Consider the following 21,922-nt stretch of genomic DNA (forward strand, 5'->3'; position numbering starts at 1 on the left):
TCTTTAACAACCATACCTCCTAATTCATTATCAAACAAATTTTCTGCTCAAAAAAAGACAATGCGGCTCTCTGCCACATTGTCTTTTTAAATTTAAACTGCCTGAGCTCCAGTAAACTGACTGTTATAAAGGTCAGCGTAGAAGCCTTTTGCATCAAGTAATTCTTGGTGGGTACCTTGCTCGATTACGCTACCATGGTTCATAACGAGAATTAAGTCCGCATCACGAATGGTTGAAAGTCTATGCGCAATAACAAAGCTTGTGCGCCCTTCCATCAAATTGCCCATCGCAAGTTGAATATTTAATTCTGTTCGAGTATCTACACTGGAAGTTGCTTCATCTAAAATTAAAATAGATGGATCTGACAAAATTGCACGAGCAATCGTTAATAATTGTTTTTGACCTTGTGAAATATTAGAACCTTCTTCATTCAAGATAGTATCATAACCATTTGGAAGTCTTCGAATGAAATCATCTGCATAAGCTGCTTTTGCTGCTCCAATAACTTCATCTTTCGTTGCGCCTTCGCGACCGTATGCGATATTGTCGGCAATCGTTCCATTAAACAACCAAGTATCTTGTAGAACCATTCCGAATTTTTCGCGGACAGCTTCTTTGGTCATATCGCGAGTATCAATACCTTTCATACGAATCTGTCCACCATCCACGTCATAAAAACGCATCAGCAAGTTGATAATCGTCGTCTTACCAGCACCAGTAGGACCAACAATCGCCACCATTTGCCCTTCTTCCACATGGATATTCAAGTCAGTCATTAATGGTTTGTCTAGCGTGTAACCGAATTTCACGTGGTCGAATACTATACTGTGTTCTTCACCAGCAACCTGATTAACATTAGCTGGAATTTCATCTTTTTCTTCTTCTTCATCCATCATTTCAAATACACGTTCTGCCGAAGCAATAGTGGATTGAATGATATTAGCAATATTGGCCACACTAGAAATTGGTTGTGTAAATAATTGGACATATTGCGTAAATGATTGAATATCCCCAACTTGAAGCGTTCCATTAGTAACAAAAATACCACCAGCCACACAGACACCTACATAGCCTAAGTTACCAACAAATTGCATCACCGGCATCATAATCCCGGAAATAAATTGCGCTTTTTTCGCTGCTTTGAAATAATCTTCATTTACTTCATCAAATTTTCCAAGCGTCTTCTTTTCTTGACCAAAAGCTTTAATAATTGTTTGACCACCGTAAGTTTCTTCTACGGTATCATTTAAAATACCAAGGTTACGTTGTTGTGCACCGAAGTAACGTTGTGATCTACCAGCAATAATTGCGACTAAAATAATACTGATTGGGACGGTTACTAAAACGATTAACGTCATTTGCCAGCTAATCGTTAGCATCATGATTAAAACACCAATCATTTGAACAATCGCTGTAATAGCTTGTGTTAGTGATTGTTGCAAAGTATTCGCGATGTTATCCATGTCATTAACAGAACGACTTAGAATATCACCATTTGAGCGCGTATCATAATATTTCAGTGGAAGACGTGCCATTTTTGCTTTTAAATCTTTCCGCATATCATAAACAGTTCGCTGCGCAACGCTCGACATGACGTATTGCTGAATGAAACTGAATAAGGAACTACCAAGGTATAAGACTAAAACAATCATTAATATATTGAAAATCTTATCGTTGTCAATCCCAGCTGGACTCATAACACCTTTAAAAATTTCTGTTGTTGCTTTCCCGAGCTCTTTCGGGCTAAAAATATTAAAAATCGTGGATAAAATCGCAAAGATAAAGACGACAATAATTGCGACAGAACGAGGTTTCATATAGCCAAGAAGCCGGAATAGTGTTTGTTTAAAGTTCTTTGGTTTGGCGGCTGTTTGCATTCTCATGCCACCACCTGGACCTGGACCACTCATGCGATTTCCTCCTCTGACAGCTGTGACCTCATAATTTCTTGATAAATTTGATTTGTTTCTTTTAATTCTTCATGTGTTCCAATGCCAGCAATCTTACCTTCATTCATAACAATGATTTGGTCGGAATTGACAACAGATGTAATTCGCTGTGCCACAATGAGTGTCACGGCTTCGGTTGTTTCAGCTTTCAGTGCCTCACGTAGTTTCGCATCTGTTTTGAAATCAAGCGCTGAGAAACTATCATCAAAAATATAAATTTCTGGTTTTCTAATTAAAGAACGAGCGATGGAAAGGCGTTGTTTTTGTCCACCAGAGAAGTTGTTACCACCTTGCTCTACACGACTACCAAGCCCATTCGCAAGTTTAGATACAAAATTTTCCGCTTGAGCTGTTCGAAGTGCTTCCCAAATTTCTTCGTCGGTTGCATCTTCTTTACCGTAGCGCATATTCGAAGCTATTGTTCCAGTGAATAAAACTGCTTTTTGCGGAACAAGTCCAATTTTTTGGCGCAAACTGGACTGATCCATTTCACGCACATCAATTCCATTAATTTTAACAACACCGCTTTCGACATCATAAAAACGTGGAATCATATTAATTAAAGTAGATTTACCAGCACCAGTACTCCCTATAATAGCAACCGTTTCGCCAGCATTAGCTTCAAAAGTAATATCTTCAATTACTGGTTTTTCAGCCCCTTCATAACGGAAAGTCACATGTTCAAAAGAAAGTTTTGCTGGTGGTGTGCTTGTTTTTGGATTTTCTGGGTTAAGTATTTCTGCATTCATGTCTAATACTTCATTAATACGTTCAGCAGAAGCTCCAGCACGTGGAATCATAATAAATACAGCAGAGAGCATCATAAAGGACATCATAATTTGCATCGCGTATTGAATGAATGCCATTAGGTCCCCTACTTGCATATCACCATTTCCAATAAAAATTGAACCAATCCAAACAATCGCAATAGAAGTTAAGTTCATAAGTAACATCATTAATGGACTCATTAGGGAAAGCAACCTGTTGACTTTAATTGCTGTAGTCGCGTAGTCAGCATTTGCTTCTTCAAATTTTTCAAGTTCATCTTCATTGCGGTTAAAGGAACGAACGACACGAATTCCTGTTAAACCTTCGCGAATAACACGATTTAATTTATCCATTTTCTTTTGTAGTGATTTAAACATCGGCATTGCTTTTCCGCCGAGAACAACTACTAATAGAAGCAGTAATGGTAAAACAACAACAAAAATAAGCGATAATTTCGCATCCCTACCAACTGCCATAATAATACCACCAAGCAACATAATTGGCGCCATTACCATTAGTCGCATCATCATATAAAGAACATTTTGGATTTGAACAACGTCATTTGTCGTTCTAGTAATTAGGGAAGAAGTTCCTACTTTATCAAATTCTTGTAAGGAAAAGTCCTCTACCTTTGTAAAAATTTTATCGCGTAAATCTTTCCCGAATCCCATTGAAATTCTGGATGCAAGATAAACTACGGTAACCGATAAGATAACAGAAGCAAACGAGATTAAAAGCATCTGCATCCCAGTGCTCCAAATGTAATCTGTATCGCCTGTTACGACTCCTTTGTCGATAATATTCGACATGAGTGTCGGCAGATAAAGCTGTCCAATAACTTGCCCGAAAGTAAGGACTAATACGGCTGTAATGCTCAGCCAATAAGGTTTTAATCTTTTCATCAATTTCATCATTTGCGTTTATGCCTCCTTATTTTCGGATTTTGTGTTTAAATAATCTGTCAGTTTTTCTAGGAGTGTAATCAATTTTTTCATATCGTCTTCACCTAAAAATTCCTGCATATCTTCAAAACTAGCTTGAAACTCATCAAACATTTTTTTCGATACACCTGCTCCGACTTCTGTTAGTTCCACATACATCGAGCGCTTATCTTCTGGGTTCTGAACTCGCTTAATGAGCCCTTTCCCTTCCAAAGATTGTATCATTTGCGTGACGCTTGGTTTTGAAATTCTGAGCATGTGACCAAGATCGGAAACACGAATTTTTGGCCCTCTGCTTTTAAGCCCACGAGATAAAATAAAAATAAATCTTGTTTCAGATTTACTGTAACCTGGAATTTGGAAACTCTTTATTTCAGCATGCTTAAAATTCATGAAAGCCTTGATTACCGAGTGCCCCAAGTCTTGATTTTTTGAAGACATTTCTCCACTTCTTTCTATTATTTGATTAGTTTACCTAACTAATTATATGAGTTATTCATTTTTTGTCAAGCAATATCTTAGCGTTATTTTAAAATTAATCTATACTTTTAACTTTAATTACCTTATAATGGCTTTAATTGTATTTAAAACGAAGGGAGGGAAACAATTGAATTCAGTGCATAAAGTTGCTAGCCTCAGTCTTTTTACACTTGCTTGGCCGATATTTCTAGAGCAATTTTTACGACTGATGATTAGTTATATTGATGTATTTATGTTGGGGCATTATTCTGATGATGCGGTGGCTGCGACTGGGGTTGCTAATCAGATTCTTGTTATTTCTATTATTATTTATGGCTTCATCAGTGTTGGTGTGCAGATTATCGTTGCACAAATGATTGGTGCGAAAAAACATAAAGAAATCGAGAACGTGATTACAAATGGCTTAGTGGTAGCTTTCTTAATCGGTATCGCGATGAGTATTATTTTCATATTTATGTCGAAAAACTTTCTAACTTGGATGGGAATTGATCCTCATTTAGTTCAAGTTGGTGCGCCTTTTTTAGAAATAATCGGAGGAAGTTCAGTTGTAATTGCCATTCATGCATCCATTTTACCAATTCTCCGGGCACATGGTTATGTAAGACAATCCATTCTCGTCCCTGTGACAATCAGTATTATCAACGTTGTCGGTAATTACCTATTTCTTTACGGACCACTTGCTTACTTAGATTACGGGGTGGCAGGTGTTGGGATTTCTACTGCTGTCGCGAATTTTGTCGGAATGGTTCTAGCTATCTGGATGTTAAAAAAATACATCGGTTACACTTTTCATTTCAAAAAATTGGAGCAAGTGTCCAAAAAACTACTTTATTCTATTTTACGTCTAGGTCTTCCTTCTGCTGGAGAAAATTTGTCCTATGCGGGTTCACAACTTGTTGTTACCGCAATTATTGCTATTTTAGGTACAGAGGCGCTTACAACAAAAGTATATGCTTCAACAGTTAGCCAATTTGTCGCACTCTTTGCTATCGCGCTCGGCCAGGCCTCGCAAATAATTATCGGTCGTGCGGTTGGCGCAAAAGAAATTGATAAAGCTTATAAGCAAGGTCTCCGCAGTTGGAAAATAGGATTAGTCGTTGCCATTGTGGTTAGTGTTTCGATTTATCTATTTGCCGAACCGATTATGAGTCTATTTACAACCAATACCGAAATCATAGCGATGACGAAAGAATTATTCTTGCTTTCGATTTTCCTTGAGCTTGGACGTGCCACCAATATTATTATCATTAGTAGCCTTAACTCTACTGGTGATGTCCGCTTTCCTTTCATATGTGGACTTATAGTCATGTGGATTGTTAGTTTGCCATTCTCTTATGTACTTGGAATTTCCGCTGGGCTAGGACTTGTGGGTGTTTGGCTTGCCTACATTATTGATGAAGGAGTTCGAGCGGTTCTTATGTACCGAAGATGGCGCAGTAAAGTTTGGTCATTAAAGTCAATCATATAAAGAAACGTCTCTTTGATTTTTTTCGAAGGGGCGTTTTTGTATATGACAAAACTGTCATTTTTAATTTCATATCGTCACCTAATTCGATGGTTCCATTTCTCTTTCCCCGCTATACTAGACTTATAAACAAATGAGAGGATAGAGGAGAAATGTTAGATAAAAAAATTATTAGTGCACTTAGTTATTTTAGTCTTTTCTTTGCCCCAGTTATCACGCCTGCTATTTTATGGTTTACAAATAAAGATAAAGAAATTCGTCACCATGTGAAATGGGCTTTGCTTACACAAACAACATTTGTAGCTGGAATCACTGTAATGATTTTGCTTTATAATAATGTTCCTTTTAGTACAAATAGTGCGGATACTATTAACTTTTTAGCTCTAGCTACCGTCTTTTTTATCGTTTTTCTTAATGTATCAATACTTATTTTTACTTTGATTCGAGGTATTACACGTATCGTAAAGCATAGTGACGATAACTGGGCTAGATGTTAAGCTAACTTCCTAATTTATGCTATAATATAGTGTACTTTAGGAGGTTTTTTGATGCGTTTTATTATTGCTTATTTATCAATATTTGTTTTAGGTATTTTTTCAGCACTTTTAATCGAAACAATCCTCTATGAAAATGTTACACCTCAGCTTGTTTTTTCAGCAATTCTTTTTGCTGCTCCCGTAATTTTAGTCGCTTCCACGTTAGGTGAAATATTTTATGGCTTTAGCAAAAAATCGAGCTACTTAACATTTGCGGTATGGGGATTTGTCTACGGCGTTTTTGTAACTGTCATTATCCTTAGCTTTATCCAAGTTTCTGGTATGCTGATTTCTGTTGGTATTTCTGTTCTTGCAGGGGTAATTATGGCAATTTTAGCTGTTATTTTCTTCTTTTTGCGAGGTGGGAAATCGACAAGTGGAAAAGCTGCTACCAAATAAAAAATTGTCTATCCTAATTGATTCATTCAACTAGAATAGACATTTTTTTATTCTTCTTCAAACGCATGATGACTCAAGTTAAAACGAATCGTTTGAAGAGGATAGCCATAAAAATCTTCGGTAAATTCCTCCACTTGCACAAACCCTTTCGCCTTATAAAAATGAATTGCTGTTTCATTACCTTTTTCCACGTTAACAAACATTGGCAGTGGTACGTGAAATAGAGTCATCCCCACTTCTAAAAGCTCTGTTCCAAGCCCGCGTTGTGTCACTTCAGGTAGTAAATAAAAAGCCGCGAGTTCACTTTTCCCCTTTTCAAGCTCAATAAAATTCGCAAATCCAATTACTTGGCTTGCTTGTTCCACGACTGCAAAAGGAGTTGCTGAAATACGATTATGAAGCGTTTCAACATTATAAAATCTTTCCAAAAAATCATCTTGTACATCACTTGGAATTAAATCTTGATAAGTATGATGCCACGAAGTAATCGCCACGTGCTGAATGGCTTCGGCATCTGAATTAGTTGCTTTTCTAATATGAAAATCCATCATCCATTCTCCTTTCAATTGCGCTAATTGATGAAACAGTTTATCTGACTTTACCCCTTTTTAACAAAAAGAATGCGCTAATTAAATAATTAGCGCACTGATTTTTTATTTATCGATTTTAATGTCTCCGGAACTAGTTTTCACCGTTACGCGGTTATCGGTATTCGAATCACTTGTTGGTACTTTAACGCTACCAGAATTACTGCTTGCTTCATAAATAGCTTTAAAATTACCTGGTATTTCAATCTCTACCTCACCAGAATCTGTATTGATTTCGATGTTTTTCACTTGTTTGATAAATGCTACATCGATATCTCCTGAGCTCGTTTTCGCCGTTATGTTATTTGTTACACCTGCGAGTTCAATTGTTCCTGAATCGGATTCAGCTTGTACTTTACCTTTTGTATTTGCATCAATATCTCCAGAACTAGTGGTTAAAACAGCCAAGTCGGTTACAGCACTATTTGTCAGTTCGATGTCACCGGAATCAATAGCAATTTTAAGTTTTTTCGCTTTAACACCAGTAGTATTAACATCCCCTGAACCACCATTTACCTCTAAATCACCCGTCAAACTAGTAAGCTCAGTCTTTCCAGAGTCTGTTTCAATCGATGTATTTGCTTTAATTTTCGATAAATCCAAATCTCCAGAAGAAGTAGTCATTTGAGCACTATTCGCTTCTAAATTATTCACTTTTAACTCACCAGAATTTGTAGAACTAACAAATTTCTTTACTTTAAAATCGGTAACATCAATATCTCCTGATTGAGATTTTACTTTTAAATCAGCCACTTTTGTATCTTTAGTTAAAAAGACAGTTACTTTTTGCTGCCCATATGCATAGATTTTCCCAAAATTATTATACCAAACATTTTCTTCTGGAACTGTTATATTGAATGAAGTGCCATCTTCAGAAACTGGTTTTAATTTTTGAATTGCTTTTTTATCCTTTGCAGAATAATTTCCTTTCAGTTCGATATAATTTTTCCCAGTTGTACTTTCTTTCCATTCAATTAGTGCATCTCGCTCGGAAGAAAAGGAAATTGTATTAATATTTTCAGATGACAAGTCCCACTTTTTAGTAAGTGGTTCCCCTTTTTCAATCATAGTTCCTGAGTTCATTGTGAATGCTACGCCAATAGCACCAATAATAAATAGCACCAAACCGGCGAAAAATAATTTCTTACTTAAATGATGTTTACGCATTTTTCCCGCCTCCTTTGACTGCATATTTGTGCCACTGGATAATTCCCATAGTTGTTTTACTTGTAAACTTAGTAAGTGCATTCGCTACAAAAAGCAGCATGAGACCAAGTCCTACAAGTCCTATAGACACAAACATTTGATAGAATTCGAAGTCAGCGCCAAATAAAAGTTCTACACCGAATAATACTGGCGAAAGGAGAAACGCACCAACCGTTACCCAAAGTGAAATAACTACCGACCATAACGTAGCCATAATTGGAACAACAAGGCAAATATCCAGGAAGAATAAACCTATGCCAATTAAAACTTGTTTACTAACTGTTCTATTTTCATTTTGATTTTTTCGAGGTACATAATAATAGTCTGTCTCCACTTGTTCCTCGCGGATATCCCTTTCACTTAAAATATCTGCTGCAATTTCTTCAGGTCTTCCGAGGTCAAAGACGATTTGTTCTTCGCTTTTCCCTGCCTCTACACCATTTCTAAAATGCTCTTGGTAATCAGATAATAGTTCTCTCCGCTCTTTTGGATCCAGCAATTCTAGGCGCTGGTTTAATTCATTTAGAAAATCTTGTTTATTCATTTACTGCTTCCCCCTCTGTTAAAAGCTTAGCGACACTATCTGTAAAATTATTCCATTCAGAGATAAGCTCATTCAAGTAAATCTCTCCTTTTACCGTCAGCTGATAATATTTTCTTGATGGACCTTCATTTGATTCTACTAAATAAGTGGAGCAATACTCTTCTTTTACTAATCTTCTAAGTACTGGATAAATGGCTCCTTCTGCAACTTCAATATATTTAGACACTTGATTTGCTAATTCATAACCATAACAATCTTTTTTTGAATTAAAAACAAACAACAAAGTTCTAACACACCTTTTTTGAATTGCGGGTTAACTTCCATGCTAACTCCTCCATTCTGCTAAATTACCACTAGTAACAAGTAATCACTACTATATATTATTCACTACTGCTATAGTTTATCATACACTAGTGTTCATTGCAAGGTACTGCCTAAAAAAAATAGTATTGTTTTTTCACTTAATAAATGTTAACCTATTTTAGTATTAAGTTTACATTAAGGAGAGATAAGTTTATGCGTGATCAGAAATTGAAATTTTTAGTCGTAGATGCTTTATTCGCAATCATCATTGCTTTACTCGCACAAATTGCTATTCCACTTGGTCCTATTCCTCTTACTGGACAGACATTTGCCATTGGTTTAGCTGCAACAATTCTTGGAGCTCGTCATGGTACGATATCTGTTTTAGTTTATATTGTTCTTGGAGCAGTTGGTATTCCAGTTTTCCAAGGCATGACAGCAGGTATTGGAATTCTTTTTGGTCCTACTGGTGGATTTATTGTCGGATTTATTTTTAATGCACTCCTTACAGGTTGGCTACTTGAAAAAACAAAATTCACTGTTCCATATGCTATCGTCGCTAATATATTAGGTGCTATAGTTACGCTTATTTTCGGAGTTTTATGGCTTAAAGTTAGTACTGGTCTTGACTGGCCAACTGCCTTTTTAACAGGGATGGTACCATTTATTATCCCAGGTATTATTAAAGCGATTTTTGCTGCTCTATTAGGTATTCTCATTCGTGATCGTTTAATTAAGGCAAAACTACTCAGAGCATCATAAGTCCCATTAATACACATTTTGATTCATCTCCTATATAATGATAATGATTAGCACTGAGAAAAGGGGACTCGGTATATGTCATTACTGAATGATGAAAATAGCTTTTACAACACAGATTTACTTGAGTTATTAAAAGATTCAAATGAAGCGGTTCTTCCATATAAAAGAATTCGTTTTAGACGAAATCAGAAAATCTTAACAGAAGGCACAGAAACAACATACTTTTATATTATTGAAGACGGGGTCGTCTCGATGAGTAAAAATACGTGTAAAGAAGATAGCATTATTAGTTTCTTAGGTAAACATGATTCTATCGGTCCGCTTACATTACTTGGAGGAGCTCAATCACCTGCAAACTATACCACTATAAGCGAAGTGAGTGTTTATCAATTTGAACGTAAATATGTTCTGAATAAGCTCTTAAGCTCACCAGAGGTATTCTGGCAAATGAATAACCTTATGCAAAGTATGGTTGCTCCAATATTGGAACGAGAAGCTTATGTGAATTTACCTTCTAGCGAGAAAGTCTTGGCAGGATTAATTGCTTGTGGGGAAAGGTTTGGAAGAATGGAGTCAGATGGTTCTTGCCTAATTCCATACTATTTTACACAAAAAATCTTAGGCAATTACTTAAATTTAGCTCGAGCTTATGTTGCTACCAACTTGCGGAAACTGGAAGAAGATGGTGTGATTGCTTTATCGCCGAAACCTTGGCGTATAACTGACTTCGAGAACCGCAAACAAAATTTAAGCAATACATATAAATAGTTTTAAAGTCGCATATTTTAAAATATGCGACTTTTTCATATTAAAAAAAGAGATAAAATTTAGTATTTAAGTTTGGCAAGGTAATTTCTCGGATTTTTGTAACATTAAGGTAATTTTTTCGTAAAATAAATTTAATATTCTCTTTCACAAAGTTAAATAATATTGTATAATTAATTAGCAACATAAAATAAAAAGGGAATTGGGGATATAGAATGAAAAACATCAAAAAAAAGTTAATCGTAATTTTAGCATTTGGACTAATTTTATCAATTAGCACTCCTGTTTTTGCTACAGAAACCGGAGAACAAAATGAATCGACAACAGAAATAGCTCCACCAACACAAACAACTACGAAAAATAATTCGGTTGAAGAACAAAAAACTAAAAAAGAACTTTTAAAAGCCAACGCAAATGCAGTAGTAGGAAAAACAAACCTTTCTTTTAAAATTGGAGATACGCCCGCTGCACAAGATTTTGTAACAGTCAATGATGCTTCAAATAATCCAACATTTACTTTTAAAAACGGACAACCTGTAACAAATGCTTCTGGAAACTACTCAATAGAAATTCAGGTGACTTTCGATGATAATACTTCTACAGATATAACAGTGAACTACATAGTAAAAGAAGCCGCACCACTTGCAACGCTAAAAACAACAACACCTGTGATTGAATTAGGCTCCAAACCAACACCGAATCAATTCGCAACACCTGCAGCAGGAGCAAAATTAAGCTTTAAATCCGGAGCGCCTTCTACCAAGAAAACTGGTACTTTTACAACAACAATAGTAGCTTCTAAAGATGGAAAAACTATTGAATTAATAGTTACTTACAAAGTTCTAGATCAAGAACCACCAAAGATTAGTGTTAATCCAGACGACTATCCGTTTATTATCAAAGGAGAAACTATAACGCCCTCTACATTTGTAACAGCTACTGATAACTCGGGTAAAGTTACTTTAACTTTTAAACCTGGATATGAACCAACATATTCTCGACTTGGTATGCATGCCTTTGTTGTTATCGCAACAGATCCATCAGGAAATACAACAGAGTTTTATTCTTACTACGTTATCGTTAGTGATAAACCCACACTTAAAGCACCTACTCTTGATTTGAATAGAAGTACACCTTCCATCCTTTACGGAGTTACTATGCCTAACTTAGGTGTAATTGCAGAAGATGAGGACGGAAATTTGATTGGATGGTCTATAGAAGATGAAAAAGGAAACTTCACCATTACATTCGAAACACCCTTACAACCAGGTGATATATTTGCTTTATATAGCAGTACTGAAGTAGAATACAGTGAAGAAACATACTATATTTATGACCCAGAAACGTTAAAAATTAGAGAACTAAATGAATCACCCTTTGAAGTAAAAACGATAAATACTAAAAATAGTAATACTACAAATAGTAATACTAAGAATAGTAATGTCACACAAAAAATCATACCAAAAACTGGCGATGCGAATCCAAATCCATTCACACTTTTTGGTTTTATCTTAATTAGTAGTTCAGTAATTATTTTACGAAAAAAATAGCACAAAAAAAGTGAAACCAGTTTAAAACTGGTTTCACTTTTTATTAATAATTTTTTCCCATAAAGAAAAATGTTGCGATTGCGCCTATACCTTGAACGATGAAGAAAATCGCTACAATAAGTACGATACCAATTGCGGAAACAACTGGATTGAATAGAGCAATGAAGCCAACAATGATACCAATAATACCAATAGTTAATATCCAGCCCCAGCCTTGTACGTTGTTTTGTTTAGCTGTAAATGCGCCTATTGTACGCATAATACCAGCAAACAACACCCACATACCAAATAGCAATACAAGCGTTAAAGTTCCATCAAATTCATTAAATAATAGCAAGAAACCTAATAAGATTGATAAAATTCCGTCAGCTAGCACCCAACCAGAAACATTTTGCGACTTTCTATCTGAAAAATAAGAGATAGTGTGGAAAATACCTGAAATCAGTAGTAAGAATCCGATCATCAATGTTGAGGTTAATAATGAAATACCTGGATGGAATAAAAACCAAATCCCAAGTACAATCATTGCAATCCCTGCTAATAAAACAAGAATTCGTGTAAATGTCTTCATTTTTTTATTTCAACTCCCCTTTATTTGTTCTAATACAACCTCACTTTTAATGAAATATAATTAGTCTTAACTATAATAGCCTAAAAAAACGATTTTAAAACCTTTTTAACGTTAAATATTAACCTAAAAATAGCTTTGTCACAAAAACTCCATACAAAAGCACTATTTTGGGACTTTTAAATACTTAGTTGACAATTTGTTTCATCCAGCGTAATATATAACTTAATTTAATAGTATTTTCTTATCACGAAAGGTGGAGGGACTGGCCCTTTGAAGCCTTAGCAACCGGAATTTATTTTCACGGTGCTAATTCCAGCAGTATATTCTGAAAGATAAGTCGGAAATCCAAGTTTAGGAAACTCTATCCTCTCTGGCGGCTTATATACTGCTAGGGAGGTTTTTTGATAGAAATTACTGATAAATACATATTAAAGAGGAGTGGATTTTATGAGTAATGAGTATAAATTCGAAACAATTCAAGTACACGGCGGGCACACACCAGACGGAGATACACATTCTAGAGCCGTGCCAATCTATCAAACGACATCATATACATTTGATAGTCCGGAACATGCCGCAGCCTTATTTGGTTTACAGGAAACTGGAAATATTTATACACGAATTATGAATCCTACTACAGCTGTATTAGAAGAACGATTAACTTTACTTGAAGGTGGCATTGGTGCGGTTGCAACGGCTTCTGGCATGGCTGCTATTACTTACTCTATTTTAAATATTGCTGGTTCCGGAGATCATATCGTTGCAGCTGCAACACTTTATGGTGGAACACACACTCTTTTCTCGCATACATTTAAAACGTTTGGAATTGACGTTACTTTTGTCGACCCTAACGAACCTGAAAATTTTGAAAAAGCAATTAAAGATAATACGAAAGCTGTCTTTGTTGAAACAATTGGCAATCCTGATATAAATATTGTCGATATCGAAAAAGTAGCAGAAATTGCACATGCATCCGATATTCCACTCATCGTTGATAACACATTCGCGACCGCTTATTTAAATCGCCCGTTTGATTTCGGCGCAGATATTGTCGTTTACTCAGCAACGAAATTTATCGGCGGTCACGGGGTTGCAATTGGTGGCGCGGTCATTGATTCCGGTAAATTTAATTGGACAAATGGTAAGTTTCCAAAGCTAGTTGTACCCGACGACAGTTATAACGGCTTGTCTTATACAAATGATGTTGGCGCAGCGGCTTACATTACTAAACTACGCGTCTCACTCCTTCGTGATACTGGTGCAGCGCTTTCTCCTTTTAATGCATTTCTACTCATTTTAGGGCTAGAAACGCTATCTTTACGTCTTAAACAACATGTAAAAAATGCCAAACAAGTGGCTAATTTCTTAAATGACCACCCTAAAGTAGCTTGGGTGAATTATCCAGGTTTAACAGACAATCAATACCATGAGTTAGCTCAAAAGTATTTACCAAAAGGCCCTGGTTCCATTTTCACATTTGGTGTTAAAGGTGGTTACGCGGCTGGGAAAAAGGTTATCGAATCTGTAGAATTGTTCTCGCATCTAGCCAATGTTGGTGACGCAAAATCGCTTATTATTCATCCAGCATCCACAACTCATCAACAACTAAGTGAAGAACAACAATTAACAGCTGGTGTGAAACCTGAGTCCATTCGTCTTTCTATTGGAATCGAGAATACGGATGATATTATTCAAGACTTAACGAAAGCGCTAGAGCAAATTTAGGAGGAAGTGAAGAGAATTGACCTTACAACAAAAAGAACTATTTCAAAAAAGTCCTCTTCTACTTGAAAACGGAGAAACGTTAAGCCCTGTTTTAGTTGGCTACGAAACATACGGGACCCTTTCTGAATCACGCGATAATTGTATTTTGTTAGAACATGCGCTCACTGGGACAGCTCACGCGGCGAAGCATTTTGAAGATGATGCTCCTGGTTGGTGGGATGATTATATTGGACCAGGGAAAACAATTGATACAGACAAATATTTTCTGGTATGTACGAATGTATTTGGTGGCTGTAGTGGAACGACTGGCCCCTCCTCTATTAATCCAAAAACAGGTGAGCCATTCCGGTTACAATTTCCCGGGTTTTCTATTAAAGACATTATTAAAGTGCAGCGTGAACTTTTGGAACAACTTGGAGTTACGCGGGTTGTTTCGGTGATTGGTGGATCAATGGGTGGAATGCAAGCCACAGAATGGGCGATTGATTATGCGGATATAACAGATAGCATTATTAACATCGCTTCCCCACTCGCTGCCGGACCTGATGCGATTGGCTATAACTTAATTATGCGGATGGCGATTCTGAATGATCCCGATTTTAATGGCGGCAACTATATTGGTCAACCTGAGGGCGGGCTTGCGACTGCGAGAATGGTTGGGATGATGACTTACCGGACGAGCGAACTTTTCTCTAAACGGTTTGAACGTTTCACTGTCGCCGAGTCTTCTCCTGCTGCTTTCTCAAAAGAGCATTTTCAAATTGAATCGTATTTACAATATCAAGGGGATACTTTTGTCGAGCGGTTTGACGCAAATAGTTATCTATATTTAACAAAAGCGATTGATTTATTTGACGTTACGACTCCCGCGAAAGATGATTTACCCGCTTTTTCAAAAATTAAAATTCCGTATTTGCTCATTGGTATTACGACCGACCAGCTTTTCCGAATTCATGATTTACGTCGTGGTTACGAGCTTTTAAAAGAATGGGATGTGCCGGTTACTTATCATGAAGTGGCCTCTGAATACGGTCATGACGCATTTCTAGTGGAAAAGGAAGTACCGAAGTTTGAGCCGCTCATTCGGTCATTTTTAAGTAATTTACCTGTTAAAAGCATATAAAAAAAGAGACCTCTAAAAATTTCAGAGGTCTCCTTTTTATTAGTCTTTGTAAATAGATTTCGTTCGGTTAAGCCACGCATAGCCTAGTCCGATAACGAGGCCACCACCTACAAAATTCCCAAGTAAAGCAAGGACTAAATTGACGGTCACATTGCCTGCTGTCATTGCAGCAAGTGTTCCACCAGAAGCGAAAAATGCTAATGAGAATGATGAGAAGTTGGCGATAACGTGCTCGAACCCTAAGAATGCAAAGATGAAAATAATGAAAATCATCGCAATGACTTTACCAGCATCATCTTTCATTCGGAGCGTACAAAGCACAGCCGTATTTACAACAATATTGGCGAAAATACCTTCTACAAAAATTTGTAGTGGCGCTTTTTCAAGTTTACCGCTAACGGCAGTAAATAAGAAATGATCCGCAGGCAAATTATGGAAAACAGATGTCAGAGAAACTAAATACCCTGCAAGAATTCCACCCAATAAATTACAAACAATACATAAAATCAAAATTTGTAACGCTTTTCCTGGTTTAACAATTTTTTGATAAACACCAGTTGTCATATACATCATGTTAGAAGTACCAAGCTCGGCATTCATATAAATAATCATCACGAGTGACCAACTAAACATAAACGCATACGTGATTTTACCAAGTCCTGGAGCAAAATGATCAACTTTATCACCAATCATTACAGCGACCGCAGTCCCTAGTGTTAAGAATAAACATGCTAACATCGCGCGCACGATATAACGAAGAATACTATTATTTACTAAATCAATTTTTTTGCGCGTACTATAATCAATTTTCTGCATTAATGGACTACTTTCCACATCCAAATTATTTCATCTCCAAACAAAAAATTTTCTTGTGAAATTCACAACTTGTTTATTGTAGCATGTTTTTAATTTGATGCAAATAGTTTTCAGAAAATAAAAATGAGTTAAGCGTTATCATCTTGAATTTTTTTTCATCTGGAAGTTTTATGTTGTTAATTTCCCCGTTTTATCATTATTAAAACCAAAAAAAGAGAACAGATTTCTCTGTCCTCGTTTAGCTGATTTATTTTCCAAACCAATGTTTTTTAGCTGAATCTTTTGCTTTTCCTTCTGTTTCTTGAGCACTTTTGATTTCTTGAGCTACAATTGCTTCATCCATGCGTTGCACACGACCATGTAACTCATCCATTACTACATCGTTTACATTTGCTAATTCTTGCTCTGTCGCAATCAGGATAACGCCTGTCGAACCTTCTGGAATTGTTTTTAGCGTTCTTTCAAATACGGATAGAGCGTTTTTCACTTCACCAGCATCTTGCATAGAACCAACGATTGCTCCGACCATCCAACCAATTAAAATACCGAATGGACCGCCTAAAATACCAATTAACATACCAATAAGGCTATCTTTCATATTTTTATCGGCACCAGTAAAATCAAGAAAATCTTGTGCAACAAGTTTATTTCCTGGCTCATGTTTTACAACCGCCATTTGATAACCAATGATTTTGCGTTCTTGGTGCAATCTTTTCATTTCAGAGAAAGCTTGATAAGAAATACTTTCTTCATCGAAATTCATAATTAACACTGTTTTTTCTTTTTTCATCTGTTGTACCCCTCTCGCCTCATAAAGCATTGTATTTAGGCATGTTTTTTCATACCCAACTCTTATTCTACTCGCACTAGTCGGCAAATAGCAATTAATAGCACCTTCCTACTTAAATCAGTACTTTTACAGACCTTTTTTACCAATAAATGGGAAGAATTTAGAGGTTTTATTGGCATAAGCTTGAAAGTCTTCGCGGTCTCGATATTTTTTTTCAAGTAGTGGGACACCGGAAACAAATAGTAATAATAAGGTGATAACAATCGGACTCGTAATCAGCCAAAGATCTGTTATTTGTGTTAACGCGACTAAAAATACACCCCACCAACTAAGAGCTTCGCCGAAATAATTAGGATGCCTTGTAACAGACCAAAAACCTGTCGTTAGTAGTTTTCCTTTATTAGCTGGGTTCTTTTTAAAGTTTTCTAACTGAAGGTCACCACCAACTTCAAACACAAAACCAATAACCCATATTACGATTCCTGCAATTTGCCACCAAGTAAATTCCGCTGATTCATTGGCAAAACTATGTGTGATTGGTAAAGCGATAATAAATAAGAGAATACCTTGCAAAACGAAAACATTTAAAAATGCTTTTAAATTAACCAATGTCGTTCCCCAGCGTTTGCGCATATTAACGTAGCGATAATCTTCTGGCTTATTCCAATTTCTACGCGCTAAATGCCAAAATAAACGTATGCCCCATAAAGTAACTAAAATAAGAATCGTCAAACTTTGCACCGTTACACTAAAGGTAGTTAAAAACCCGGTCCAAGCAACAACAACAAATCCCCCACCCCAAGCAATATCTACTAATGAATATTTACCTTTTATTTTTGAAATGATAAACCAAAGTACAAAATAGACAAGTAAAGCGAGTGCTACTATCCAATACATCATATTGTTTCCTCCTTTTTAATTCCTGCGACCGCGACACTAGAAAGTCCGGCACTGATGGCAATTGCAGCTGAACTATCCACTAAATAGCTACTTCCTCCTATTTTCGCCTCAAGTTCTTTCTGCCAAAGTTTCGCGTCACGCTCTGAAGAAACATGCGTAATAGCAAGCTCTTTCAGTCGTAATTTTGCAACTTTTCTAATGATTTTTTTCATACTTTGTTTTTGACTAAATGACACACCTATTAATTTCCCTTCACCGTTCCTGTCCAGACTAACAATTGGATATAATGAAAGTTTCTGTGCCAACATGCCTAAAATTCGCGGTATCCGACCAGATTCCACCATTGGCGATAAATCTGCCACTGCAACATAAATAAATATCTGAGTAGTTAACTGTTCGATTTTATAAGTAACTTCATCAAAAGACTTTCCAGTTTCCACTAATCCCACTGCCTGCTTTACTAGAAGCCCTTGAGCAACGGAATTCAATTTGGAATCAATAACGCGAATCCATTCTGACGACAAATCGCGCGCTTTAATTCGTTGCTTGATTAGTTGATACGTCCCGCTTAATTTAGCTGAAACTGCAATAACCAGTACATGTTGATACTTATTTTCTAAGAACGATAATAATGCGTCAACTGTTCGAATGGTAGGTTGCGCTGTGCTCATTTTATATTGCTGTGTTAGTTTTTGTTGTATCAAAGTTGGTCCAACTGTTAATTTATCGAGGAAATTTTCCTCCCCAGCTAAAATATTCATCGGCAAAACGTGCACTTGATGTTCTAATAAGAAATCTTTAGGTAAGTCAGCAATCGAATCAGTTACAATCGCAATTTTTGCTCGTGGATTTCTCGTTACATCATATTGAAGCCGCATATCGTCTACTTTTTGATAGGTCATTTTTCCGAATTCTGATAGTAAACTTACTATTTCTTGTGGTTCATTTGTATGAATGTGTATTTTTGTTTGTTTTTCATTCCCTGCAATCGCCAAGGAATCTCCTTTTGGCGCAAGGACTTCTCGTAATGTTTGATGGGAGATAGTCGCTTCTTTAATAATAAATTCAGAACAATATCGATAAATTGGTTCACTTGTCTCAAAATGGCTGTGTTCTTTCGATATTTCTTGCTCCACATAATTATTTGGTGTAGAAACTGTTTCCCCACAATAAGCATTGGTCAGCCCGGCAATGAAGTAATAAAAACCTTTCGCCCCCGAATCGACTAACCGGTTCTTTCGTAAAATAGCCATTTGAAATTCGGTATTAATTAATGCTCGTTCCGCAACTTTTTGCGCATTTAACAGCGATTGTTGAAAAGAACGTTCTTGTTCATATGTCCCAGCAAGCGCCTCAGACCAAGCCTTCATTACCGATAAAATAGTACCTTCTTTTGGATCTAACAGGGCATCGTAAGCTTTATAAACCGCTTTTTGAAATGCTAGAACTAATCCGTCAAAAGTAGATTCGAAGTGATGATAACTTTCCGCAACGGCATTTAAATATTGCGCAAAAATCATCCCAGAATTTCCACGGGCTCCTATTAGTGCCGCGCTGGCCACTTCATCAAGTAGTTCTTTCGTGGAGTATTCTCGTGGCGAAACATGATCAATAATCGCTTGCATTAATGAAGCTAAATTACTTCCTGTATCACCATCTGCTACGGGAAAAATATTAATTCGATTTAGCTCATCTTTTTTACTAATTACTTCAGCTGCCCCGTTCAACATGCTTTGTAATAGACGTTTGCTTTCAGACTCCATCATTAGGAACCTACTCCCGAGAAGAAATGTAGATTAATGAAGTAGACAATTACGGAAGTCACAGTCGTCACAGCTGTTCCCCAAATAAGATCAATAATTGTCATCGTAATTGGCCAATCTTTTAATGTTGCTAGGTTCGTCAAATCGTACGTAGCATAACAAACTAAACCAAATAATGCTCCGGCTAAAATCGTGTAACCTAAGCTACCTTTCTCCGTTCCAGGCATTAATACGAAAAAAGTAACCCCAACAACATAAATAAAATAAAAAATTACTGCTGGAGCAAGCCTTACATCCCCCATTAACTCCCCAATAAACTGCTGATACATTTTCTTAGAAACTACGAGTAACCAAAAAAGATCGAAAACTAAGAAAACTACAGCACTTGTTACAAATAGCTTTAAAAATTGCGCCATTTCGACTCCCCCTTATCACTTGATAAGTGAATTTTAACATACCTAGGTTCTTACTCCTAAAAGATTGCTCAAGACCCACTCTTCTTACTTTCTGCCATAAAAAAATCAATCATTTAACGCAATGATTGATTCACTATCTATATATTTCCCCTAGAATGCTCCTTGCTAAACTCGTATCGCGCAATCGCTAATTTTCGTCGCTCTTTATGGTCAATTATCGGAAGTGGATAATCTTTTCCTAAAATCATACCATGCTCTTGTTGCTCTGTTTCAGACATTTTTTCTGGCTGATGAATAAATTTAGCAGGCAAATCCCGTAATTCCTTTACATATTTCCGAATAAATCTACCATCTGGATCAAATTTTTCCGATTGGGTTGTTGGATTAAAAATTCTAAAATACGGCACTGCATCTGTTCCAGTCGAAGCCGCCCACTGCCAACCACCAATATTACTCGCTGGGTCGTAATCAATTAGCATCTGTTGAAAATATTTTTCGCCAAAGCGCCAATCAATCAGTAAATCCTTCGTTAAAAAGGAAGCCGTAATCATTCTTAGGCGATTATGCATCCAGCCGGTTTCTTTTAATTGGCGCATCGCAGCATCGACAAGCGGAAAACCGGTTTGCCCGTCTTGCCACTTCTTAAAAAATTCGCGATTATTTTCCCATTCAATAAAACGATAATTTTCTTGAATAGGCTCATTTTTTTGCTTTGGGAAAGAAACATAAATCATATTATAAAAGTCCCGCCAGCACAGTTCTTTTTCGAATGTTGCTCGTCCTTCTGTAGCTTCTTCTTTTTGAAGCGCCTGCCAAACTGTACGAATCGAAATCTCTCCCGTTCGTAAATAGCGTGATAAATGACTCGTTTTATCAAGTGCTGGGACGTCTCTTGCTTTATCATAGTTTGCTAAGTCTTCTTTTACAAAGTTTGCAAGTCTCGTATTTGCTGCTTTTTCACCGGAATCAAAGGCTGGTAAATCTTGAATCAATTCTCTAAACTGTTCCTCATATTTTGGAAATAGGCTTTCTTTCCTAATATTTTCTGGTTTTAAAGCGACTTTTAAAGGTATTTCTTTTATTTCTTCGCGCCATTTTTTGTAGTAAGGAGTGAAAATTTTGTAGTATTCTGTAGCGGATTTTTTCACTTCTTCGGCTGAATGAAGGTAACTATCGTGATAGCTGTGAACTGTGATTTCCTTATCAGCAAAGAATGCTTGAGCTGCCTCATCTCGACTTGCTCCGTAGCCTGTTTCATCGCGGTTGAAGAAAACTTTATCCCAAGTTGGTATTTTTTCTTTTAATTGTTTTAAGAGCTCGATTGGCTCGCCAAACATGATTTGCAAATGGGTGTTTTTATTTAGTTCTTGTTGAAAATGGGCTACACTCGCGAAAAATGCTTGGTGACTAGGGCTCCCTTTGATAAATTGCTCTGGATTTACTTGAAATAACAAAATTAAATCTTCTTCTTTACAGGCATGATAAAGAGCTTTATTATCATTTACTCGAAGATCTCTACGAAACCACATTGCTGAAGTCATTTGCTCCCACCTTTCGCACATT

At 36.5% G+C, this 21,922-nt stretch carries 21 protein-coding genes, 1 pseudogene and 1 riboswitch; of the genes and pseudogenes, 8 read left to right on the forward strand and 14 right to left on the reverse strand.

Going from position 1 to position 21,922, the window contains the following annotated elements; all coding sequences use genetic code 11:
• Positions 1 to 92: 92 nt before the first annotated feature.
• The 3 genes from HCB45_RS02750 to HCB45_RS02760 are packed head-to-tail and all read right to left on the reverse strand — an operon-like array spanning position 93 to position 4,099.
• Positions 93 to 1,910, reverse strand: a complete 1,818-nt coding sequence (locus tag HCB45_RS02750; protein WP_185618637.1) for an ABC transporter ATP-binding protein — start codon at positions 1,908 to 1,910, stop codon at positions 93 to 95.
• The gene (locus tag HCB45_RS02755) at positions 1,907 to 3,631 is read right to left on the reverse strand and encodes an ABC transporter ATP-binding protein (protein ID WP_185607574.1); all 1,725 of its coding nucleotides are present in this window, start codon (positions 3,629 to 3,631) and stop codon (positions 1,907 to 1,909) included. The genes HCB45_RS02750 and HCB45_RS02755 overlap by 4 nt, the downstream gene beginning before the upstream one ends.
• Positions 3,632 to 3,637: 6 nt before the next feature.
• Positions 3,638 to 4,099: a MarR family winged helix-turn-helix transcriptional regulator gene (locus HCB45_RS02760; RefSeq protein WP_160465110.1), complete on the reverse strand. Its 462-nt coding sequence runs from the start codon at positions 4,097 to 4,099 to the stop codon at positions 3,638 to 3,640.
• Between the two features lie 166 nt (positions 4,100 to 4,265).
• Between HCB45_RS02760 and HCB45_RS02765 the strand changes: the two genes are divergently transcribed.
• The 3 genes from HCB45_RS02765 (at position 4,266) to HCB45_RS02775 (ending at position 6,538) form a co-directional block, all read left to right on the forward strand.
• Entirely contained in the window at positions 4,266 to 5,606 is a 1,341-nt protein-coding gene (locus tag HCB45_RS02765) for an MATE family efflux transporter (RefSeq protein ID WP_185607573.1), read from the forward strand.
• Between the two features lie 149 nt (positions 5,607 to 5,755).
• The gene (locus tag HCB45_RS02770; protein ID WP_185618639.1) at positions 5,756 to 6,100 is read left to right on the forward strand and encodes a magnetosome magnetite crystal formation protein family; all 345 of its coding nucleotides are present in this window, start codon (positions 5,756 to 5,758) and stop codon (positions 6,098 to 6,100) included.
• A 51-nt stretch (positions 6,101 to 6,151) separates the two neighbouring features.
• Positions 6,152 to 6,538 carry a hypothetical protein gene (locus HCB45_RS02775; RefSeq protein WP_185618642.1) on the forward strand — a complete coding sequence of 129 codons (387 nt, stop codon included), beginning with the start codon at positions 6,152 to 6,154 and terminating at the stop codon, positions 6,536 to 6,538.
• Positions 6,539 to 6,585: 47 nt separating this feature from the next.
• Here HCB45_RS02775 and HCB45_RS02780 read toward each other — a convergent pair whose 3' ends face one another.
• The 4 genes and pseudogenes from HCB45_RS02780 to HCB45_RS02795 all read right to left on the reverse strand — a co-directional run bounded on the left by HCB45_RS02780 (position 6,586) and on the right by HCB45_RS02795 (position 9,199).
• Positions 6,586 to 7,086 (reverse strand): GNAT family N-acetyltransferase, encoded by a 501-nt coding sequence (locus HCB45_RS02780; RefSeq protein WP_185318101.1) that lies wholly within the window; start codon positions 7,084 to 7,086, stop codon positions 6,586 to 6,588.
• 105 nt (positions 7,087 to 7,191) lie between these two features.
• The gene (locus HCB45_RS02785) at positions 7,192 to 8,292 is read right to left on the reverse strand and encodes a DUF4097 family beta strand repeat-containing protein (protein WP_185318100.1); all 1,101 of its coding nucleotides are present in this window, start codon (positions 8,290 to 8,292) and stop codon (positions 7,192 to 7,194) included.
• Positions 8,285 to 8,875: an HAAS signaling domain-containing protein gene (locus tag HCB45_RS02790; RefSeq protein ID WP_185318099.1), complete on the reverse strand. Its 591-nt coding sequence runs from the start codon at positions 8,873 to 8,875 to the stop codon at positions 8,285 to 8,287. Before HCB45_RS02790 ends, HCB45_RS02785 begins: the two co-directional genes overlap by 8 nt.
• Positions 8,868 to 9,199: pseudogene (locus HCB45_RS02795) on the reverse strand (PadR family transcriptional regulator). Before HCB45_RS02795 ends, HCB45_RS02790 begins: the two are co-directional and overlap by 8 nt.
• Positions 9,200 to 9,391: 192 nt before the next feature.
• On the opposite strand from HCB45_RS02795, the gene HCB45_RS02800 reads away from it, so the two are divergent.
• From HCB45_RS02800 to HCB45_RS02810, 3 genes are all read left to right on the forward strand, one after another.
• Positions 9,392 to 9,940: a biotin transporter BioY gene (locus HCB45_RS02800; protein WP_185318098.1), complete on the forward strand. Its 549-nt coding sequence runs from the start codon at positions 9,392 to 9,394 to the stop codon at positions 9,938 to 9,940.
• A gap of 75 nt (positions 9,941 to 10,015) precedes the next feature.
• Positions 10,016 to 10,708 (forward strand): Crp/Fnr family transcriptional regulator, encoded by a 693-nt coding sequence (locus HCB45_RS02805; protein WP_185318097.1) that lies wholly within the window; start codon positions 10,016 to 10,018, stop codon positions 10,706 to 10,708.
• 212 nt (positions 10,709 to 10,920) lie between these two features.
• The gene (locus tag HCB45_RS02810; RefSeq protein WP_185318096.1) at positions 10,921 to 12,255 is read left to right on the forward strand and encodes an LPXTG cell wall anchor domain-containing protein; all 1,335 of its coding nucleotides are present in this window, start codon (positions 10,921 to 10,923) and stop codon (positions 12,253 to 12,255) included.
• 43 nt (positions 12,256 to 12,298) lie between these two features.
• On the opposite strand, the gene HCB45_RS02815 is transcribed toward HCB45_RS02810, so the two are convergent.
• Complete coding sequence (locus HCB45_RS02815) at positions 12,299 to 12,826, reverse strand: HdeD family acid-resistance protein (protein ID WP_185318095.1); 528 nt, start codon at positions 12,824 to 12,826, stop codon at positions 12,299 to 12,301.
• Between the two features lie 238 nt (positions 12,827 to 13,064).
• Positions 13,065 to 13,165, forward strand: a riboswitch (SAM riboswitch).
• 108 nt (positions 13,166 to 13,273) lie between these two features.
• Here HCB45_RS02815 and HCB45_RS02820 point away from each other — a divergent pair.
• Complete coding sequence (locus HCB45_RS02820; RefSeq protein ID WP_185618645.1) at positions 13,274 to 14,551, forward strand: O-acetylhomoserine aminocarboxypropyltransferase/cysteine synthase family protein; 1,278 nt, start codon at positions 13,274 to 13,276, stop codon at positions 14,549 to 14,551.
• Between the two features lie 16 nt (positions 14,552 to 14,567).
• Positions 14,568 to 15,674, forward strand: a complete 1,107-nt coding sequence (metX, locus tag HCB45_RS02825; RefSeq protein ID WP_185618647.1) for a homoserine O-acetyltransferase MetX — start codon at positions 14,568 to 14,570, stop codon at positions 15,672 to 15,674.
• Between the two features lie 39 nt (positions 15,675 to 15,713).
• On the opposite strand, the gene HCB45_RS02830 is transcribed toward metX, so the two are convergent.
• From HCB45_RS02830 to HCB45_RS02855, 6 genes are all read right to left on the reverse strand, one after another.
• Positions 15,714 to 16,514 carry a formate/nitrite transporter family protein gene (locus tag HCB45_RS02830; protein WP_003760764.1) on the reverse strand — a complete coding sequence of 267 codons (801 nt, stop codon included), beginning with the start codon at positions 16,512 to 16,514 and terminating at the stop codon, positions 15,714 to 15,716.
• A 223-nt stretch (positions 16,515 to 16,737) separates the two neighbouring features.
• Positions 16,738 to 17,280 carry a DUF1269 domain-containing protein gene (locus HCB45_RS02835; protein WP_003765692.1) on the reverse strand — a complete coding sequence of 181 codons (543 nt, stop codon included), beginning with the start codon at positions 17,278 to 17,280 and terminating at the stop codon, positions 16,738 to 16,740.
• A gap of 126 nt (positions 17,281 to 17,406) precedes the next feature.
• A complete protein-coding gene (locus HCB45_RS02840) occupies positions 17,407 to 18,177 on the reverse strand; it encodes a DUF1295 domain-containing protein (RefSeq protein WP_185618752.1) in 771 nt (256 codons plus the stop codon).
• Positions 18,177 to 19,943 (reverse strand): DAK2 domain-containing protein, encoded by a 1,767-nt coding sequence (locus tag HCB45_RS02845; RefSeq protein ID WP_185618755.1) that lies wholly within the window; start codon positions 19,941 to 19,943, stop codon positions 18,177 to 18,179. The genes HCB45_RS02840 and HCB45_RS02845 overlap by 1 nt, the downstream gene beginning before the upstream one ends.
• A 2-nt stretch (positions 19,944 to 19,945) precedes the next feature.
• On the reverse strand, positions 19,946 to 20,359 hold the full coding sequence (locus HCB45_RS02850; RefSeq protein ID WP_185318092.1) for a DUF2177 family protein: 414 nt from the start codon (positions 20,357 to 20,359) through the stop codon (positions 19,946 to 19,948).
• 137 nt (positions 20,360 to 20,496) lie between these two features.
• Complete coding sequence (locus tag HCB45_RS02855) at positions 20,497 to 21,900, reverse strand: cryptochrome/photolyase family protein (RefSeq protein ID WP_185618650.1); 1,404 nt, start codon at positions 21,898 to 21,900, stop codon at positions 20,497 to 20,499.
• Positions 21,901 to 21,922 lie beyond the last annotated feature (22 nt).

Origin of the sequence: Listeria farberi (assembly GCF_014229245.1) — a bacterium.
GTDB classification, from domain to species: Bacteria; Bacillota; Bacilli; order Lactobacillales; family Listeriaceae; genus Listeria; species Listeria farberi.

What these genes read in the sequence shown, in the direction of transcription:
- HCB45_RS02810 (WP_185318096.1), top strand. Translation starts at nt 10,921, where the DNA reads ATGAAAAACATCAAAAAAAAGTTAATCGTAATTTTAGCATTTGGACTA.
- HCB45_RS02750 (WP_185618637.1), bottom strand. Translation starts at nt 1,910, where the DNA reads ATGAGTGGTCCAGGTCCAGGTGGTGGCATGAGAATGCAAACAGCCGCC.
- HCB45_RS02850 (WP_185318092.1), bottom strand. Translation starts at nt 20,359, where the DNA reads ATGGCGCAATTTTTAAAGCTATTTGTAACAAGTGCTGTAGTTTTCTTA.
- HCB45_RS02840 (WP_185618752.1), bottom strand. Translation starts at nt 18,177, where the DNA reads ATGTATTGGATAGTAGCACTCGCTTTACTTGTCTATTTTGTACTTTGG.
- HCB45_RS02790 (WP_185318099.1), bottom strand. Translation starts at nt 8,875, where the DNA reads ATGAATAAACAAGATTTTCTAAATGAATTAAACCAGCGCCTAGAATTG.
- HCB45_RS02780 (WP_185318101.1), bottom strand. Translation starts at nt 7,086, where the DNA reads ATGGATTTTCATATTAGAAAAGCAACTAATTCAGATGCCGAAGCCATT.
- HCB45_RS02770 (WP_185618639.1), top strand. Translation starts at nt 5,756, where the DNA reads ATGTTAGATAAAAAAATTATTAGTGCACTTAGTTATTTTAGTCTTTTC.
- HCB45_RS02775 (WP_185618642.1), top strand. Translation starts at nt 6,152, where the DNA reads ATGCGTTTTATTATTGCTTATTTATCAATATTTGTTTTAGGTATTTTT.
- HCB45_RS02855 (WP_185618650.1), bottom strand. Translation starts at nt 21,900, where the DNA reads ATGACTTCAGCAATGTGGTTTCGTAGAGATCTTCGAGTAAATGATAAT.
- HCB45_RS02820 (WP_185618645.1), top strand. Translation starts at nt 13,274, where the DNA reads ATGAGTAATGAGTATAAATTCGAAACAATTCAAGTACACGGCGGGCAC.
- HCB45_RS02785 (WP_185318100.1), bottom strand. Translation starts at nt 8,292, where the DNA reads ATGCGTAAACATCATTTAAGTAAGAAATTATTTTTCGCCGGTTTGGTG.
- HCB45_RS02805 (WP_185318097.1), top strand. Translation starts at nt 10,016, where the DNA reads ATGTCATTACTGAATGATGAAAATAGCTTTTACAACACAGATTTACTT.
- HCB45_RS02800 (WP_185318098.1), top strand. Translation starts at nt 9,392, where the DNA reads ATGCGTGATCAGAAATTGAAATTTTTAGTCGTAGATGCTTTATTCGCA.
- HCB45_RS02815 (WP_185318095.1), bottom strand. Translation starts at nt 12,826, where the DNA reads ATGAAGACATTTACACGAATTCTTGTTTTATTAGCAGGGATTGCAATG.
- HCB45_RS02835 (WP_003765692.1), bottom strand. Translation starts at nt 17,280, where the DNA reads ATGAAAAAAGAAAAAACAGTGTTAATTATGAATTTCGATGAAGAAAGT.
- HCB45_RS02845 (WP_185618755.1), bottom strand. Translation starts at nt 19,943, where the DNA reads ATGGAGTCTGAAAGCAAACGTCTATTACAAAGCATGTTGAACGGGGCA.
- HCB45_RS02760 (WP_160465110.1), bottom strand. Translation starts at nt 4,099, where the DNA reads ATGTCTTCAAAAAATCAAGACTTGGGGCACTCGGTAATCAAGGCTTTC.
- HCB45_RS02755 (WP_185607574.1), bottom strand. Translation starts at nt 3,631, where the DNA reads ATGATGAAATTGATGAAAAGATTAAAACCTTATTGGCTGAGCATTACA.